Here is a 16,513-nt window from a genome sequence, read left to right on the forward strand (position 1 = left end):
CTTCAAGGGAGGATCTGAATGAGACGGGTTTTGGCCGGCGTGTTGGCCTGTGTGTTTGCGATCTCGGCGAATGCGTCGCTGGCGCAGGACAAGCCTCCGCTGAAGCTCGGCGGCATCCTCGATATGTCGAGCCTCTATGCCGACATCACCGGTTCGGGCAGCGAAACCGCCGCCAAGATGGCGGTAGAGGATTTCGGCGGCACGGTGCTCGGCCGCAAGGTCGAGATCGTGGTCGGCGACCACCTCAACAAGGCCGACCTTGCCGCCAACATCGCCCGCGACATGATCGACAACCAGGGCGTCGAGATGATTTTTGACGTCGCGGCGTCCGCGACTGCGCTGGCTGCTGGCGAAATCGCCAAGGCCCGCGGCAAGATCATCATGTTCAACGGCCCGGGTTCGATCCGCCTCTCCAACGAGGCCTGCGGCCCCTATACCGTGCACTACGTGTTCGACACCTTCGCGCAGGCCAATGTGACCGGCCTTGCCGCGGTGAAATCCGGCCTCGACACCTGGTTCTTCCTGACCGCGGACTACGCGTTCGGCCAGGACCTCGAAAAAGATACCAGCAATGTCGTGGTGAAGTCGGGCGGCAAGGTGCTCGGCAGCGTGCGGCATCCGATCAACACCTCGGACTTCTCCTCCTTCTTGCTGCAGGCGCAGGCTTCGAAGGCCAAGGTGATCGGGCTCGCCAATGCCGGCGGCGACACCATCAACGCGATCAAGCAGGGTGCCGAGTTCGGCATCACCAAGGGTGGCCAGAAGATCTCGCCGCTTCTCGCTTTCGTGACCGACATCGACAGCGTCGGGCTCGAGACCGCGCAGGGGCTTCTGCTTGCGGAAGCCTTCTATTGGGACCTCAATGACGACACCCGCGCCTTCACCAAACGCTTCATGGAGCGCACCAAGCGGGTGCCGACCTCGGCGCAGGCCGGCGTCTACTCCTCCGTGACGCATTACCTGCAGGCGGTGAAAGCTGCCGGCACCACCGATGCAGCTGCCGTCATGAAGGCGATGAAGGAGACGCCGATCAACGACATGTTCGCCAAGAACGGCAAGATCCGTGAGGACGGCCGCATGGTGCACGACATGTATCTGTTCGAGGTCAAGAAGCCCTCGGAGTCGAGGGGCCGCTGGGATGATTACAAGCTGCTCGCGACCGTGCCGGGCGACCAGGCGTTCCAGCCGCTGTCGGAGTCGCGCTGCCCGCTGGTGAAGAAGTGACGCGAAGCGTCATTCCGGGATGGTCCGAAGGACCAGACCCGGAATCTCGAGATTCCGGGTTCGATGCTGCGCATCGCCCCGGAATGACGCTGAGACAACCAACAACAACGAAAGGCAAAACGCCATGAGCGATAATCAGATGGTTCTCCAATCCCTCGACCAGGGCCTGCTCACCATCACCATGAACCGTCCGGATCGGCGCAATGCGCTCAATCCCGACATGACACGCGGCCTTGTCGAGGCGGCGCGGCGGGCACAGGACGATACCGAGGTGCGTGCGGTGCTGATCCGCGGCGCCGGCGGCACCTTCTGCGTCGGCGGTGACGTCAAGTCGATGGCCGAAGGCCGCGCGCCGCTGCCGTTCGAGGCCAAGATGGCCAATCTGCGCCGCGGCATGGAGGTCTCGCGCATCCTGCACACGATGCCGAAGCCCGTAGTGGCGCAGCTCGACGGTGCGGCGGCCGGTGCTGGGCTCTCGATCGCACTGTCGTGCGATCTGCGCGTCGCTAGCGCCTCCTGCAAGATCACCACCGCCTTTGCCAAGGTCGGTTTCTCCGGCGACTACGGCGGAACGTATTTTCTGACCAAGATGCTCGGCAGCGCCAAGGCGCGCGAACTCTACATGATGTCGCCGGTGCTGTCGGCGCAGGAAGCCTATAACCTCGGCATGGTCTCCAAGGTGGTGCCCGATGCCGACGTCGAGGCCGAGACGCTGGAGCTGGCGCGGTCGCTTGCGCAGGGGCCGTCGGTGGCGCTCGGCTACATCAAGCGCAACATCAACAATGCCGAGACGATGACGCTGGAAGCCTGCTTCGACGGCGAGGCGATCCATCACACCCGAGCCGGCGAGACCACCGACCACAAGGAAGCGGCCAAGGCCTTCGTCGAGAAGCGCAAGCCCACTTTCCAGGGGCAGTAAACCATGGCCGAATATATGCGGCTACGGCAGATCTGCCTGGTGGCACCACAGCTTGCGCCCGTGATCGCGGATATCTCCGCGATCATGGGCCTCGATGTCTGCTACCGCGACGGCAACGTCGCGAAATACGGCCTCGAGAACGCACTGCTGCCGGTCGATACCATCCTGCTGGAAGTGGTATCGCCGTTCCAGCCGGGACCGGGCACCGCGGCCGGACGCTTCATCGAGAAGACCGGCGGCCGCGGCGGCTACATGGCGATCTTCTGCTGCGAGGATCCCGACACGCGGGGCGCCAAGGCCAATGCGATGGGGGTGCGGACCGCGAACGTGATCACGCACGCGCCCTACCACGGCGTGCAGCTGCACCCGCGCGACTGCCGCGCTGCCTTCATCGAGTTCAACCACACCGACGGCAGCGATGATATTCTTGGGCCATATCCGCCGGCCGGCCCGGACTGGCAGAAGTCGATCCGCAAGGACACGACTTTGGCGCTGACCGAGGTCAAGATGCAGAGCCCCGAGCCGCAAGCGCTGGCGGCGCATTGGGGCAGCATCGTCGGCATTCCCGCTAATGGCGCCGTGGTGAAGCTGCCGAACGCGACCTTCCGCTTCATCAAGGGCGAGAGCGAGATCATGAGCGGCTTGACGTTCAAGGTTGCCGACAAGGCCAAGGTGCTGGATGCCGCGAAAGCCAGAGGCTGTGCCGTGAAGGGCGATGAGTTCCAGCTTTGCGGCGTGACGCTCAAGTTGACGGCCTGAGCCCGGATGCAGCGAAGCGAAATCCGGGGCCACTCCGTCCGTGGATGGACCGCCCCGGATTGCGCTGCGCTCCATCCGGGCTACGCGTTCGCTATTCCGTCATCCTGAGGAGCGCGTAGCGCGTCTCGAAGGATGCATGGCCACCGACCGGGCCGATTCATCCTGCGAGACGGCCGCGATGCGGCCTCCTCAGGATGACGGGGAAAGATTGAGCGAGCGGCCGCCATCCAATATCGTGGCTGATAACAACAACAACCGGAACGCCCCCATGCCGCATCCGCTCGATTCCTTCTTCGCCCCAAAGAGCATCGCGCTGATCGGCGCCTCGCGCGATCACGAGAAGATTCCCGGGCGGCTGCTCGCGATGCTGCGCAAAAACGGCTATCCGGGCGGGCTCTATCCGATCAATCCGAACTATGACGAGATCGACGGCTTGAAATGCTTCAAGTCGATCGCCGAGATCGGCGCGCCGATCGATCTCGCGGTCATCGTCATTCCCGCGCGTGCTGTGCTGCCGGCGCTGGAGCAATGCGCGGCCGTCGGCGTCAGGAACGCCGTCATCATCTCGTCGGGCTTTGCCGAGGAGGGCGGCGACAGCGCAGCGATGCAGGACGCGATCGTGGCGCTGGCGAAGCGGACCGGGATGCGGATCAGTGGTCCGAATGCGGAAGGATTCTACAGCCAGGTGCAGAAGGTCGCCGCGACCTTCAGCCCGACCGTCGACGTCAAGCCGGACGCGCCGGCGCTGGTCGCGACCAAGCGGCGGATTGGCATCGTCGCGCAGAGCGGCGGCATCGGCTTTGCGATCTATCATCGCGCCAAGGCGCTCGGTGTCGCGCTCAGCTACGTCGTCAGCGCCGGCAATGAGAGCGATCTCGGCGCCGGCGAATTCCTCGACTACATGGTGCAGGATCCCGCGACCGACGTGATCCTGCTGTTCATCGAGGGCATCCGCGACGTCGACAAGTTTTTGGCAGCGGCGAAGCGCGCGGCAGAGCTCAGGAAGCCCATCATCGTCACTAAAGTGGGCCGTTCCGGCGCCGGAGAACGCGCGGCGGCCTCGCACACCGCGAGCATGGCCGGCTGGTCGGCGGCCTATGACGCGGTGTTCGCGAAATATGGCTTCATCGTCTCCAACGACCTCGACGAGGCGGTGACGATTGCGGCCGTGTTGACCACCAATCCGCTGCCGAAGGGCGACCGCGTCGCGGTGCTGACGGTGTCCGGCGGTGCCGGCATCTGGGGCGCCGATACGGTGTCGATGCAAGGCCTGCGTGTGCCGGAGCTCTCGGCCACGATTCAGAGCCAGATCAAGCAATGGATGCCGTCCTATGGCGCGGCGGGCAATCCGGTCGACGTCACCGCGCAGGGCGTCTCCTCCGGCGGCTTGCAGAAGAGCATCGAGCTGTTCGACGCGTCAGATGAAGTGGATGCGACCCTGGTCGTGCTGTCGCTGTCGAGCGAGACGCGGATGCCGTTCAAGGAAGCCGAGCTGAAGCCTCTGATCGCGGCGCAGAACAAGCCGGTGGTGTTCTATTCCTATACGCTGCCGTCGCCATTCGCGCGGCAGGAGCTCGCGAACTCGGGCGTGGTGGTGCTCTCGGGATTGACCCATGTCGGCGTCGCGATGCGGCGGTTGGCGGATTATGCCGCCTTCAAGCCCGCCCCCGAGATGGCGGCATCGGCCTCGCGGACGCACGATCTCTCCGCGCATCTCACGGCGAAGACGTTGTCCGAACATGACAGCAAGGCGCTGCTGCGCGCGGCCGGCATCGCATTGCCGAACGAGGTGCTGGTGACCGACCGCGACGGGCTCGACGCGGCGATCGAGCGGGCCGGATTTCCGCTGGTCATGAAGATTCAGTCGCCTGACATCGCGCACAAGAGTGAGGTCGGCGGCGTCCGCGTCAACATCGCCGCCAAGGGCGCGGCGTTCACCGCCTATCGCGACGTGCTGGAGAGCGTGCAGCAGCAGCGACCTGAAGCAAAAATCCAAGGCGTGCTGGTCGGGCCGATGGCCAAGAAGGGCGTCGAGATCATCGTCGGCACCATGACGGACGCGACCTTCGGGCCGATGGTGATGGTGGGGCTCGGCGGCATTACGACCGAGCTGTTCAAGGACGTGATCTATCGTCCGGCGCCGGTGAGTCCGCCTGAGGCGACCGCGATGCTGGAGACCCTGAAAGCCGCGCCGCTGCTGCACGGCTTCCGCGGCGCGCCGAAAGCCGATGTCGTGGCGCTGGCGCAGCTGATTTCGCAGATTTCAGTGCTGGCAGCGCAGCACCGCAGCGAAATCGCCGAGATCGAGGTCAATCCCGTGCTGGTGCACCCGGAGGGGCAGGGCGTGACGATCGTCGATGCGCTGGTGGTGCCGAAATAACTAGGTGTCGTCCCGGCGAAGGCCGGGACCCATACGCCGCGGCCGAAGAAAGAGGCACAAGCGGCGTCGGCTTCTCTTACAACTCAGTTCGGTGGTTATGGGTCCCAGCTTTCGCCGGGACGACCGTGTTGAGAGAGCGGCGCACACGAGGGGTCTGATTTCCGCGGATGCAAACCCCTCATCCGGCGCTGCGCGCCACCTTCTCCCACAAGGGGAGAAGGGAGGAGTTCGCCGCTCCGTGAAGTCGCGGTTTGGTCGACGACGTAAATATCAAGGCCGCCGCGCAGGGGGACGCGGCGGCTATAGGATGACGAACGGGCTTACCCGGCCCCCGAAGCTATTTTCCGAGAGCGATCCGGACGAGGTCCTTCAGCGCGAAATTGGGGCCGGATCCGGGGAACCAGTTCTTGTTCATGTTGAGGATCGAGCTGTTGTCACCGAACATCAGCCCGACGAAGACTTCCGCGACGATCCGCCCGCCGACCGGTCCGAGCCGCGGCGTCGTCACCTCGACGTCCGATTTGACCGGAATTTTCACTTTCACCGCGTGATGCATCGCCTCGGCGAGTATGTAGGTCCACAACGGACAATTCTTGCGGAAGACCGGATCCACCGAGAGGATGTTCGGCAGTGGGGTGTCGGGCTTGTCCACGCCCTGACCGATCAGAATCTCCTCGTCGTTGAGCGGCTGAACGCCCATCGCGTAGGCGATGTCCTGGCCCGACGGCAGGCCCAGCCGCCAGCCACGCAGCAGGTTGCGCTCCGCAAGCACCGACGGGTTGGAAGCGACCGCGGGTGGTAGATTCGCCAGCGGATTGACCAGCGCAGTATCGATGCGATAGGCGAACTGCAGCCGCTTGGCCTTGACCGCGTCGTCGCCGTCATAGTCGCGCGTGTCGATGTCGATGAAGCGGCCCCAGTCGATGGCCCAGGCCGGGTTCATCTCGCGGAAGCCGGTCAAGCCTTCCTTGTTCTGGCCGCTCGGAAAGATCGGAAGCAGGACGCCGTCGTTCAAACGGTATCCCGGCCGGATCATCGAATGACCGAGCCGATAGCCCGCAACCGAGAACTCCACGGGCATGAAGGGCTCGTTCTTCCAGTGGAAGTATTTCAGCTTCGACTGGTCATATCGTCCGCCGGTCTTGAGCTGGTCGAGCACGCCGTGATCGACGATCCGCGGCAGGAAGTCGTACAGCACGATATACTGGTAGTAGTGTCGCACGATCCGTTGCAGGTCGGAGAATTCGGCGTCGGGGTGCCGCTTCAGCATCGCATTGTGAAAGCGATGAAACAGGCCCTGCAACTGCGAGACGATCGTGTTTTCGTCGTTGCGCGGATCGCCGATCAGGGCGCGTTTCACCGGCGCTCCGTTCCTCGGGAGGTCGTGGGCGTCCGGGTCGTTGGCGCCATGTATCGGGTTGCCGAGCAGGAAGCCGTTGCTGCCGTCATACAGATAGGGCTGGTCGTCCGGGCCGCGGCCGTAGATGCAGTCAAGATCGAATGCAGGCGTCCGGTAGTCGGTCAACGCATCCGGATCGTTGCGCTTCTGCAGTGAGCTGTTCGGGTCGAATGTCAGGTCGTGGTCGATGAACTGGCCGAAATACGTATAGAGCGCGGGGATCCCGCTCTCCTCGTCGTCGCGTCCGTCCTTCGGATCGTCGGGGGACGACGTCATCGCCTTCGCAAGCTTGGCAAGCGCGTTCTGCGCGTCGGTGTCGGTCTTTCCAAATGTCGCTGGCTCCATGCGGAACATGCGACCGAACCGACCCTGAAAAAGCGGCGAACTGGCCGTTGTGGACAGCCCGCGAACGGGAACGGAATGCTTGGCAGTCATTGCGTTGCTCCATGCTGTGATGAATACGGAGCGCCCAATGTCGGACTGTACGGCCGGTAGCGGACTTCAAATGTGAATTATCTCTCAGGAGTCGCATGAATATATAATACCACTCATGATCGTGTGAATGGATTGGCCGACGATCACGCGTGTGCATGCATCGCCGAGATTGAGGTTAATCCCGTGCTGATGCCATCCGGAGGGGCAGGGCGTGACGATGGTCGATGCGCTGGTGGTGCCGAGGGGTTAGTCAACTTTCGTCATTCCGGGACATCGCAAAGCGATGGGGCCGGAATCCATGCTCACGATCGTGGTTATGGATTCTCTGATGTGCAATTGCACATCAAAGCTCGCGACTTTGTCGCGCCCCGGAATGACGAGTGGAAAAAGGCGTGCCCTTTCCGCGGGCCGCGGCGTATGGGTCCCGGCTTTCGCCGGGACGACGCATTGAGAGAGCAGCGCTTGCGGCCTTACCGTCCCTTGAAGTTCGCGACGCGGCGCTCGGCGGTGGCCTTGACGCCTTCCTTGAAGTCTTCGGTCGCGCGCAGCTTGGTCTGCTCTTCCAGCTCGTGGTTGGTCGCGGCGAGCACGCGGTCGGCGAGGCCGGCGCGCATGGTGGCGCGGGTCGAGACCAGGCCGAGCGGCGAGCATTCGGCGATCTCCTGCGCGAGCTTCATCGCCTCGGCGCGCACCTGGCCCTGCGGCACCAGCACGTTGGCAAGGCCCCAGCGATAGGCCTCTTCGCCGGTGACGCGGCGGCTGGTGTAGAACATCAGCTCGGCGTTGTTCTTGCCGATCAGCTCCGGCAGCGTCGTGGTCAGGCCGAAGCCCGGATGGAAGCCGAGCTTGGTGAAGTTCGCCGCGAAGCGCGCCTCGGGGCAGGCGACGCGGAAGTCGGCCGAGACCGCAAGGCCGAGGCCGCCGCCGATCGCGGCGCCATGGATCGCCGCGACGATCGGCTTCTTGTTGCGGAAGATGCGCACCGCTTGAACATAGAGATGGTTGATCGGCAGGTTCGAGGCCGGATCGCTCTTGGCGCGCTCCTCCTGCTCCTGGCGGACCGGATCGCCGAAATTGGCACCGGCGCAGAACGCCTTGCCCTGGGCGGCGAGCACCGAGGCGCGGATCTCGATGTTGTTGTCGAACTCCTCCAGCGCGTCGGCGATCTGGTTGATCAGCGCGACGTCGAAGAAATTCAGCGGCGGTTTGCGGATTTCGATCAGGCCGACATGGCCATGAGTCTCGACGCCGATATCAGTATATTTGGTCATGATCTGTCCTCGTTGAATTAACGCAAGCCCAAACCGCGGGCGATGATGCCGCGCAGCACTTCCGTGGTGCCGCCCTGGATCGTCAGCTTGGGCGCGGTCTTGATGGCGAAATCGAGCTGCTTTTCCAGCGTCTCGCGGTTGGTCGCGGTCTCCTCGACGAACGCCGCGAGATCGCGGACGCGATGCGGCAGCTGCTGCTCCCAAACCGTGCCGATGTCCTTGACGATCGAGGCCTCCACCACCGGCTCCTTGCCGGCCTGCAGCATGCCCGCCACTGACACCGACATGCGGCGCATGGTGTGAACTTGCGCGACCAGCCGTCCGATGCCCTCGGCGCTGCGGGTGTCCGGATTCTTGCCGACCGCGCGTACGAGCTCGGTGAGCACGTAATAGGTTTCGAGAAAGCGCTCGGGGCCGGAGCGTTCATAGGCAAGCTCCGACGTCGCCTGCTTCCAGGCGCCGTCGACTTCGCCCAGCACGTGATCGTCGGGCACGAAGTAATCGGTGAACACCACCTCGTTGAATTCGAACTGGCCGGTGATCTGGCCGATCGGATTCACCTGGATGCCCGGCTGCTTCATCTTGACCAGGAACTGGGTCAGGCCGTGGCGGCGGTTTTCCTTGGTCGGCTGCGAGGTACGGAAGATCGCGATCATGTAGTCGGCGATGTGCGCCGACGAGGTCCAGATCTTGGTGCCGTTGATCAGATAGCCGCCGTCCGTCTTGGTGGCGCGGGTCTTCGCCGCGAACAGGTCGGAGCCTGAGTTCGGCTCGCTCATGCCGATGGCGAAGCAGACCTCGCCGCGGCAGATCCGCGGCAGGATATCCATCTTGATGTGCTCGGGCGCGTATTTCAAAAGCACCGGGCCGCTCTGGCGATCGGCGACGAAGAAGCGCCGGGTCGGCGCGTTCGCCACCCGCATCTCCTCGGTCACGACGTAACGTTCGAGGAACGAGCGCTCCTGCCCGCCGTATTTCTTCGGCCAGGTCATGCCGAGCCAGCCCTTGGCGCCGACGCGGCGGGAGAATTCCGGCGCGTCATTGTCCTCGCGGTTCGGCGCGTAGGGATCGAAGGTGCCGGCGGCGATTTCCTCGGCGAGGAATGCGCGCACTTCCTTGCGGAGCTGCTCGCACTTTTCCGGCAGGCGGATCGGATCGAAACGAAGGGCTGCAGTCATGATGTCCAGTCCTGATCTTTCTGCCTGATCTCAGCGCGAAGCCACCAGAGGCCACAATTCATCGGCGCCACGGTCGGCGACGAGCTTGCCGAGCTCGACCGCCCAGTAGCTCTCCGAGCCGAAATCGTCGCGCCACGCCAGCGCGCGCAGCGAATAACGATGCAGGATGTGCTCGTTGGTGAAGCCGATCGCGCCATGCACCTGGTGCGCAATGCCACTGCCTTTCTCGGCCGCTTCCGAACAGCGAATCTTGGCCGCCGCGGCTTCGAGGAACACCGCGTCATTGTCGAACGACGCAGCGTTCGCGATGGTGTCGGCCGCCGAAGTCGCGGCGGCCAGCGCCGCGGCGGACTCGCCGGCGAGGCGGGCGAGGTTGTGCTGCACCGCCTGGAACTTGGAGATCTTCTTCTCGAACGCGACGCGTTCGTTGGAGTAGCGCACGGAGATGTCGAGCATCGATTCCAGGGAGCCAGCGATCTGGAGTGACCGCACCACGCCGCCCATCAGCATCAGCGTGGTCTGGTCAAAACCCTTCGGCGCCGATTTGGTCGTGACCGGCTGCACCTTGTCGAGCGTGACGGTGTCGTTGTGATCGCCGCCGAGTCCAATGCCGGATTCGATCCGGCACTTCGCGGCATCGACCAGCGCGATCGAGATGCCGCCATTGCCGGTTGCCAGCACCGCGAAATGTTTCGCGTCTTTCGCGAACGGCACGCCGCGGGCACGGCCGGAGAGCGAGCCGTCGGCGCCAACAGTGATGCGGTCCTTCGGGCTTGCCGGCAGCACGGTCATCTCGCCTTCCGCGGAGGTGATCTTGCCTTGCGTCAGCAGCCAGCCGGCCAGCATTGTTTCGGCCAGCGGAACAGCGATCGCATGCCGCCCGGCGACGTTGAGGACGCTGAAACCTTCCGCGAGACTGGCGCCGGAACCACCGAGATCGTCGGGCACCCAGGACAGCGGCAAGCCGGCTTCGGTCAGCGCCTGCCACAGCGGCGCCTTCCATGCGCCCTGCTTGTCGTGATTGATGGTTTGGGCATCCGCGAGATCGGCGAAAATCTTTTCCGCGGTCTCGGCGACGATGTTCTCACTCTCCGCCACAGCGTTCCTCGTGTTGATTGGCTTGGGGCTCGCCATTCGGCTGGCCCTGTTTGCGATGTTGTCTTGCGCTCAATGATGCGGAAAAGCCATAGCCGTGACAAGCGTTGCCCGCAGGGCCACTTGCGCGGATGGCATGAAGCCGGATCAGGCGCATGAATTCCGCATTGTGAACTTTCGACCGCCTCCGTTTGTATGCCACGCGCAAGAGCAAATTGGCCGGTGACATCAATTCAGTCCGCCAGATGAAACTCGATCGCCTTCCGCGATCGGCGGCAGGTTCGGGCCGACGACGCCCGCGCCGGGCGTGACCGGGCCGAGCGATAAGCATATGAGTTCTGATGAACTCATGCTTAGCTTGAGGCCGGGATCGGAGGTGGCTTGGATGAAGATGCATATGCTGTCGGGCGGGCGTCTGCGGATGTCGAGGCGAACCTACCTGCCTGATGCTGAGCGCGGCGAGATGATCGATCTGCCGGTCGCCTGCGTGCTGTTGCGGCACGCGCAGGGAAATGTGCTGTTCGACACCGGATGCCATCCCGATGTCGCGACCGATCCCGAAGGACGGCTCGGCGCGCTTGCCAAATACATGCAGCCGATCATGCCGGCGGACGATCATGTGCTGACGAGCCTGAAGGCGGTCGGCCTCGGCCCCGACGATATCGACGTGGTGATCTGCTCCCACCTGCACACCGATCATTGCGGCTGCAATGCCTTCTTCAAGAAGGCGACGATGTTCGTCCATGCGCTCGAGATCGAGGCCGCGAATGCCGACAACGCGTTCGATCGCGGATACATCAAGGCGGACTGGGATCATCCGCTGAAGATGGAGATCTTCGACCGGCAGATGGATGTGTTCGGTGACGGCAGACTGACACTGGTGCCGCTGCCGGGACATTCCAAGGGAACGACCGGCGCGCTGGTCAAGCTCGACAACAGCGGCGAATACCTGCTGGCGTCCGACTCGCTCAGCGTGCGCGCCAATCTCGATCAGCGGACCTCGCCGCGCAACAGCCTCGATGTCGACCAGTTCCTGAACTCGCTCGACGAGATCGCCAAGCTGGAGGCCGCCGGCGTCAAGATCATCTGCGGCCATGACGAAGCGCAGTGGGCCGGCCTGCAAAAGGGCGTGAACGCATATACGTGAGGACCTGCGCCTGAGGCTTTGGCGCGGTTTGCAGATGGCATCCCGCGCGATATGGTATGCCGCCGCCGGAGTTCATCTGGCTCACAACAACAAGGAAAATGCAGATGTCCAAGGATGGTTTGTGCGCGATCGTGACGGGATCGGCATCGGGCCTCGGCGCCGCCACCGCGCAAATCCTCGCCACGCAGGGCGCGCGCCTCATCATCAACTATTCCAACAGCAAGGCGGAAGCCGAAGCGACCGCGGAAGCCTGCCGCAAGCAGGGCGCCGAGGTGCTGGTGGTGCAGGGCGACGTCTCGCGCGATGAGGACTGCAAGAAGATCGCGGCTGCCGCGCAGGGCTGGGGTCGCCTCGACGTGCTGGTCAACAATGCCGGCACCACCAAGCATGTGCCGCATCACGATCTCGACGGCCTGACCGCGGAGGATTTCCAGCGCATCTATGCCGTCAACACCATCGGCCCGTTTCAGATGGTCCGCGCCGCGCGGGCACTGCTCGAGGCCGGGGCGAAGGCATCGGGCCGTCCGTCGGCGGTGGTGAACGTCTCCTCGATCGCCGGCATTTCCGGCGGCGGTTCGTCGGTCGCCTATGCCGCGAGCAAGGGCGCGCTCAACACCATGACGCAGTCGCTGGCGCGCGCGCTGGCGCCGTTGATCCGTGTCAACACGGTGTGCCCGGGCTATATCGATACGCCCTGGTTCACCAAGGGCCGCGGCGAGGACGGCGCCAAGCAGGTGCGCGATGCCGTGGTCGCGCGCGTGCCGCTGAAGGTCGCGTCAACGGCCGAAGATATCGCCAATCTCGTCTGCTTCCTAGCAAGCCCGGCGTCGAGCAACATGACCGGCGAATTCGTCCGCATGGACGCCGGCATGCATCTGATTCAGTGACGTAGTCATCCACGTCTTGAGAGTGATTGCAGAAACGAAAGATGCCCGGGCGTGCCCGGGCATCTTCATGTTGAAGCGGTCTTCGGCTTGTTGTCCCGTCATTCCGGGATGGTGCGTTAGCACCAGACCTCAGGTGCGCAATTGCGCACCGGGGAATCTCGAGATCCCGGGTTCGATGCTACGCATCGCCCCGGGATGACGGCTTTGCCGTCACTTGTTTCCCAAATCCGGGATCACGCGCACCGCGACCAGCCGGTTCCAGATGAAAAGCACCACCAGCGCGCCGATCGTGGCGGTGATGAAGCCGGCGCCCTGTTCAGGGCCGTAGTGGCCGATGGCCTGGCCGATGAAGGTCGCGAGAAACGCGCCGACTATGCCGAGCACGGTGGTGAGAATGAAGCCGCTTGGATTATTCGGTCCCGGCGAGAGGAGCCGCGCGATGATCCCCGCGACAAAGCCGACGATGATGACCCAGATGATGCCGCCCATGACTGTCGTCCTCCTCAGATGGAATCAACGCTGCCGCTAAAGCCTGCCGTGCAACTCGTCGCCGCTCGGCAGCCGGCCGTCCGGCGTCAGATGGTTGACCGCGTCGGGCAGATACTGGCTCAGGCCCTGCAGCAATTGGTCGCGCGACATGCCGCTCTGCGACGCCAGCGAGTCGATCTGGTCGGCGCCGAGCGCGTTGGCGAGATCGCCGGGCGCGATCTGCTTGTTGGGGCCGTTGCTGACCCAGGAATTGGCCGCGTCGCCGTGGCCCTTCTGCTGCAACTGGTTGAGCAGATCGCCGAGGCCGCCGCTGAGCACGGTGCCGGCCGCGCCGCCCGCGAGCAGGCCACCGAGGCCGCCCTTGAGCAGATCACCGAGCCCGCCGCCACCAGCGCCGCCGGGCAGGCTCGCGGTGACGTTGCCGGGAAGTGACGGCGCCTGCGCTGGCGTCGGCGTCGGTTGAGGCGCGGTCGCGCCCGGCTGGCCGCCGGAAAAATGCTTGACCGCCTTCCAGGCCAGCAACGCCAGGATGGCCATCGTCATCGGCGACATTCCGCTGCCGCCACCGCTTGAGCTGTCGGATGGGGTGCTTGGCGCGCTTGGACCGCGGGGGCCGTTCTGCATGCCGTTGAGTACGTCGAGTAAACCCATGATCGTCTCCTGCCGCAACCGTGCCCCGAGCCGGAAACATAGCTTCGGGCCATGACGGTTACAAGGCGGGCACTGGGGCTGCGGCGCGTGGAAATAGGCAGGCAACTCAAGGTCTGCTATCGAGCCATAATGAACGGACGTTTAGCCAGATGAACGCGGACCGGCCGATCGGCATCGCGGGCGCCGGAAGCATCGGTTGCTTCGTCGGCGGCATGCTGGCTGCGTCCGGCCGCCGCGTCGCGCTGCTGGCGCGGCCGCGGCTGATCCAGGAGATCGCAGGCAACGGCTTGCGGGTCAGCAGTTTCGACGGCTCGGAGCGGGTTGTATCCGCGGACCGGCTCGTTCTGTCCGACGATCCGTCGATCCTGCGCGACGTCCAGACGGTGCTGGTGACGGTGAAGAGCGCCGATACAGCCGAGATCGCCGAACTGATCGCACGCCACGCGGCTACTGACGCCACGGTGATCAGCCTGCAGAACGGCGTCGGCAATGTGCCATTGCTGCGCGACCGCCTGCCGGGCCGCAAGGTGCTCGGCGGCATGGTGCCGTTCAATGTGGTCGCGCTCGGCGACGGCCGTTTCCATCGCTCGACCTCGGGCGACATCGTGATCGCGCAGGACGATGCCGGCACCGCGGCACGGCTCTCGATGCCGGGCCTTGCGATGAAGGCGACATCCAACATCGACGGCGTGCAGTGGGGCAAGCTGATCGTCAATCTCAACAACGCGCTCAACGCGCTGTCTAACATCCCGCTGCGGCAGCAGCTCGCGCAGCGCGGCTGGCGACAATTATTCGCCGACCAGATGGCCGAGGGTTTGGTCGCGATTCGCGCCGAAGGGATCGTGCCGGTGTCGCCGACGCCGCTGCCTTCGAGCTGGATGCCGGCATTGTTGCGGTTGCCGGACGCGCTGTTCGACATGCTGCTCGGCCGCACTATGAAGATCGATCCCGAAGCGCGCTCCTCGATGTGGGAGGATCTGCAGCGTGGCCGCCGCACCGAGATCGACTATCTGCAGGGCGTGATCACCGCGATCGCGGATCGCCGCGGGCTGGAGGCGCCGCTGTCGAGACGTATCATCGCGCTGATCCGGAAGGCGGAGGCCGACGGCAAGGGTTCGCCGGGGCTGACGCCGGGGCAGATACGCGATGACCGCTAACCGTGAGCGCCGACGATCGTCTGTCATGGCGTTCGGAAAACCGAGGAGGTGACATCATGAAACGATCCTGCATCATGCTGCTCACGCTTGCTGCGCTTGGCACCGTCCCGGTCCGCGCTGCACCGCCGACCGTGACACCTTCGCCGGGCTATGATGCGCGCTTGCAGGAGCAGCGCGCGGCGGCCGCGGCATCGAGCCGATCGGCCACGGCAGCACGCAAGTCGGTCACCCACCGACACCACAAGCGCGGTCGCGCGCACTGATCCAATGCAGAGAAGACCTCAGATGAAGCTGCTGTTCCTCGCGCTCACCTTCGTGCTCGGCATCACGACGGCGGCACACGCCGCCGACTATGCCGGTTCGATCAGTGCGTACCGGCGCGCCAACGGCATGCCCGCGGTGAAGCTCGACGCGAAGCTGAACGCGATGGCGTTAAAGCAGGCGCAGGCGATGTCAGCCACCGGGTCGGTCAGCCACTCCGCGGGCGGCAGCTTCTTCACCCGCATCGCGCCGCTGAAGAAGCAGCGCGCCGCCGAAAATATCGGCGCCGGTTTCATCGCCTTCGCCGAGATGCTGAAGCAGTGGGAGAACTCGGCGGGGCATCGCGAGAATCTCTTGATGCCGGGCGCGAAGCGCGTCGGTGTGGCCTTCGTCGACAATCCGAAGTCGCCGTACCGCAGGTTCTGGGCGATGGTGATTACCGATTGACCATAGCGTTTTCGAGCGAAGTGGACGCCGGTTCGCGTGAAGAAAACGCGTCAAAATAAGAATCTAGAGCACTTCGGTTCTGATTCAATCAGAACCGAAGTGCTCTAGCGTCAGTTGCGCTTCGCAACCTTGGTCGGCGGCGGAGATGCCGGCGTGAACAGTTTCTTCAGGCCGTCCAATCCTTCGGAAAGCCGCGGCCATTCGCAGGAGAACGTACCCTTCACGCAACTCGCTGCCTGCGGCCGTACCCTGGGAAGAGGGGCCGCAGCAACCCGCGGCTTGACCGGGCGTGCGATCGGGGCCGGGACTTTCGCCGGCTCGCTGTGCACTGGCTCGCTGTTCAGAGACGCCTGCTGAAGCTGCGGCGGCCGCACCTGCTGCTTTTCCTGCCGCTCGAGCTGCTTGGCATTGAACGCCGCGACGATGCTCGAGCGGCGCTCCTTCTCGAGATAGCCGGTATATTCCTGGTCGATCTTCTTCTGCTCGTCCGGCGTCGGATTGGGGCCGGCGATGTCGAAGCTGCGGTCCTGCATGAAGTCGTAATAGGTGTAGCCACCGCCGGACTTGCGGCGTCCGGCAAACTTGGCATTGCAGTCGGCGAGTTGCGCGGTCTTGTCTTCCCTGGACTTCGCCTTCTCGGCGAGGTCGGCGCAATCCTCAAAGTCCTTCGGTGCGCTGCGCCACCATTGCGCGCGCGCAGTCATCGGCGCCAGCGCGAACGCGGCGACAAAAACGGCAACAGCCAACGTCGATGATCGTGACAGCATCACGGACATTGCAAGCAAACCCGAACGACACAGAGTGAGCAGATTGT

At 64.2% G+C, this 16,513-nt stretch carries 16 protein-coding genes; 9 read left to right on the forward strand and 7 right to left on the reverse strand.

Going from position 1 to position 16,513, the window contains the following annotated elements; genetic code table 11:
- The first annotated feature begins 18 nt into the window (after positions 1-18).
- The 4 genes from BraRD5C2_RS24260 to BraRD5C2_RS24275 all read left to right on the forward strand — a co-directional run bounded on the left by BraRD5C2_RS24260 (position 19) and on the right by BraRD5C2_RS24275 (position 5,282).
- A complete protein-coding gene (locus BraRD5C2_RS24260) occupies positions 19-1,224 on the forward strand; it encodes an ABC transporter substrate-binding protein (RefSeq protein ID WP_223972213.1) in 1,206 nt (401 codons plus the stop codon).
- Positions 1,225-1,348: 124 nt separating this feature from the next.
- A complete protein-coding gene (locus BraRD5C2_RS24265) occupies positions 1,349-2,143 on the forward strand; it encodes an enoyl-CoA hydratase (protein WP_223972214.1) in 795 nt (264 codons plus the stop codon).
- 3 nt (positions 2,144-2,146) lie between these two features.
- Complete coding sequence (locus BraRD5C2_RS24270) at positions 2,147-2,902, forward strand: hypothetical protein (RefSeq protein WP_223972215.1); 756 nt, start codon at positions 2,147-2,149, stop codon at positions 2,900-2,902.
- 268 nt (positions 2,903-3,170) lie between these two features.
- Entirely contained in the window at positions 3,171-5,282 is a 2,112-nt protein-coding gene (locus BraRD5C2_RS24275) for an acetate--CoA ligase family protein (protein ID WP_223972216.1), read from the forward strand.
- Positions 5,283-5,619: 337 nt separating this feature from the next.
- On the opposite strand, the gene BraRD5C2_RS24280 is transcribed toward BraRD5C2_RS24275, so the two are convergent.
- The 4 genes from BraRD5C2_RS24280 to BraRD5C2_RS24295 form a co-directional block, all read right to left on the reverse strand.
- Positions 5,620-7,026, reverse strand: coding sequence for a peroxidase family protein (locus BraRD5C2_RS24280; RefSeq protein WP_223972217.1), 1,407 nt, complete (start codon positions 7,024-7,026; stop codon positions 5,620-5,622).
- 560 nt (positions 7,027-7,586) lie between these two features.
- A complete protein-coding gene (locus BraRD5C2_RS24285) occupies positions 7,587-8,387 on the reverse strand; it encodes an enoyl-CoA hydratase/isomerase family protein (protein ID WP_223972218.1) in 801 nt (266 codons plus the stop codon).
- Between the two features lie 17 nt (positions 8,388-8,404).
- A complete protein-coding gene (locus BraRD5C2_RS24290; RefSeq protein ID WP_223972220.1) occupies positions 8,405-9,565 on the reverse strand; it encodes an acyl-CoA dehydrogenase family protein in 1,161 nt (386 codons plus the stop codon).
- A 30-nt stretch (positions 9,566-9,595) separates the two neighbouring features.
- Positions 9,596-10,663 (reverse strand): acyl-CoA dehydrogenase family protein, encoded by a 1,068-nt coding sequence (locus tag BraRD5C2_RS24295; protein ID WP_223972222.1) that lies wholly within the window; start codon positions 10,661-10,663, stop codon positions 9,596-9,598.
- 382 nt (positions 10,664-11,045) lie between these two features.
- Between BraRD5C2_RS24295 and BraRD5C2_RS24300 the strand changes: the two genes are divergently transcribed.
- Both BraRD5C2_RS24300 and BraRD5C2_RS24305 read left to right on the forward strand, forming a co-directional pair.
- Positions 11,046-11,807: an N-acyl homoserine lactonase family protein gene (locus BraRD5C2_RS24300; RefSeq protein WP_223972224.1), complete on the forward strand. Its 762-nt coding sequence runs from the start codon at positions 11,046-11,048 to the stop codon at positions 11,805-11,807.
- A gap of 104 nt (positions 11,808-11,911) precedes the next feature.
- A complete protein-coding gene (locus tag BraRD5C2_RS24305; protein ID WP_223972226.1) occupies positions 11,912-12,694 on the forward strand; it encodes an SDR family NAD(P)-dependent oxidoreductase in 783 nt (260 codons plus the stop codon).
- 210 nt (positions 12,695-12,904) lie between these two features.
- On the opposite strand, the gene BraRD5C2_RS24310 is transcribed toward BraRD5C2_RS24305, so the two are convergent.
- Complete coding sequence (locus tag BraRD5C2_RS24310) at positions 12,905-13,183, reverse strand: GlsB/YeaQ/YmgE family stress response membrane protein (RefSeq protein WP_223972228.1); 279 nt, start codon at positions 13,181-13,183, stop codon at positions 12,905-12,907.
- Between the two features lie 36 nt (positions 13,184-13,219).
- A complete protein-coding gene (locus BraRD5C2_RS24315; protein WP_223972230.1) occupies positions 13,220-13,834 on the reverse strand; it encodes a YidB family protein in 615 nt (204 codons plus the stop codon).
- 149 nt (positions 13,835-13,983) lie between these two features.
- On the opposite strand from BraRD5C2_RS24315, the gene BraRD5C2_RS24320 reads away from it, so the two are divergent.
- Genes BraRD5C2_RS24320 through BraRD5C2_RS24330 form a run of 3 tightly spaced genes read left to right on the forward strand, consistent with a single transcriptional unit; the run spans position 13,984 to position 15,699 of the window.
- Entirely contained in the window at positions 13,984-14,991 is a 1,008-nt protein-coding gene (locus tag BraRD5C2_RS24320; protein ID WP_223972232.1) for a 2-dehydropantoate 2-reductase, read from the forward strand.
- Between the two features lie 56 nt (positions 14,992-15,047).
- On the forward strand, positions 15,048-15,254 hold the full coding sequence (locus tag BraRD5C2_RS24325) for a hypothetical protein (protein WP_223972234.1): 207 nt from the start codon (positions 15,048-15,050) through the stop codon (positions 15,252-15,254).
- A gap of 22 nt (positions 15,255-15,276) precedes the next feature.
- Positions 15,277-15,699 carry a CAP domain-containing protein gene (locus tag BraRD5C2_RS24330; protein WP_223972236.1) on the forward strand — a complete coding sequence of 141 codons (423 nt, stop codon included), beginning with the start codon at positions 15,277-15,279 and terminating at the stop codon, positions 15,697-15,699.
- A gap of 110 nt (positions 15,700-15,809) precedes the next feature.
- Here BraRD5C2_RS24330 and BraRD5C2_RS24335 read toward each other — a convergent pair whose 3' ends face one another.
- On the reverse strand, positions 15,810-16,466 hold the full coding sequence (locus BraRD5C2_RS24335) for a hypothetical protein (RefSeq protein ID WP_223972238.1): 657 nt from the start codon (positions 16,464-16,466) through the stop codon (positions 15,810-15,812).
- Positions 16,467-16,513 lie beyond the last annotated feature (47 nt).

Source organism: Bradyrhizobium sp. RD5-C2 (assembly GCF_019972155.1).
Taxonomy (GTDB): Bacteria; Pseudomonadota; Alphaproteobacteria; order Rhizobiales; family Xanthobacteraceae; genus Bradyrhizobium.

Bases quoted from the DNA above. Each gene is read 5' to 3' on its own strand.
- BraRD5C2_RS24260 (WP_223972213.1), top strand. From the start codon at position 19: ATGAGACGGGTTTTGGCCGGCGTGTTGGCCTGTGTGTTTGCGATCTCG.
- BraRD5C2_RS24265 (WP_223972214.1), top strand. From the start codon at position 1,349: ATGAGCGATAATCAGATGGTTCTCCAATCCCTCGACCAGGGCCTGCTC.
- BraRD5C2_RS24270 (WP_223972215.1), top strand. From the start codon at position 2,147: ATGGCCGAATATATGCGGCTACGGCAGATCTGCCTGGTGGCACCACAG.
- BraRD5C2_RS24275 (WP_223972216.1), top strand. From the start codon at position 3,171: ATGCCGCATCCGCTCGATTCCTTCTTCGCCCCAAAGAGCATCGCGCTG.
- BraRD5C2_RS24280 (WP_223972217.1), bottom strand. From the start codon at position 7,026: ATGGAGCCAGCGACATTTGGAAAGACCGACACCGACGCGCAGAACGCG.
- BraRD5C2_RS24285 (WP_223972218.1), bottom strand. From the start codon at position 8,387: ATGACCAAATATACTGATATCGGCGTCGAGACTCATGGCCATGTCGGC.
- BraRD5C2_RS24290 (WP_223972220.1), bottom strand. From the start codon at position 9,565: ATGACTGCAGCCCTTCGTTTCGATCCGATCCGCCTGCCGGAAAAGTGC.
- BraRD5C2_RS24300 (WP_223972224.1), top strand. From the start codon at position 11,046: ATGAAGATGCATATGCTGTCGGGCGGGCGTCTGCGGATGTCGAGGCGA.
- BraRD5C2_RS24305 (WP_223972226.1), top strand. From the start codon at position 11,912: ATGTCCAAGGATGGTTTGTGCGCGATCGTGACGGGATCGGCATCGGGC.
- BraRD5C2_RS24310 (WP_223972228.1), bottom strand. From the start codon at position 13,183: ATGGGCGGCATCATCTGGGTCATCATCGTCGGCTTTGTCGCGGGGATC.
- BraRD5C2_RS24315 (WP_223972230.1), bottom strand. From the start codon at position 13,834: ATGGGTTTACTCGACGTACTCAACGGCATGCAGAACGGCCCCCGCGGT.
- BraRD5C2_RS24320 (WP_223972232.1), top strand. From the start codon at position 13,984: ATGAACGCGGACCGGCCGATCGGCATCGCGGGCGCCGGAAGCATCGGT.
- BraRD5C2_RS24325 (WP_223972234.1), top strand. From the start codon at position 15,048: ATGAAACGATCCTGCATCATGCTGCTCACGCTTGCTGCGCTTGGCACC.
- BraRD5C2_RS24330 (WP_223972236.1), top strand. From the start codon at position 15,277: ATGAAGCTGCTGTTCCTCGCGCTCACCTTCGTGCTCGGCATCACGACG.
- BraRD5C2_RS24335 (WP_223972238.1), bottom strand. From the start codon at position 16,466: ATGCTGTCACGATCATCGACGTTGGCTGTTGCCGTTTTTGTCGCCGCG.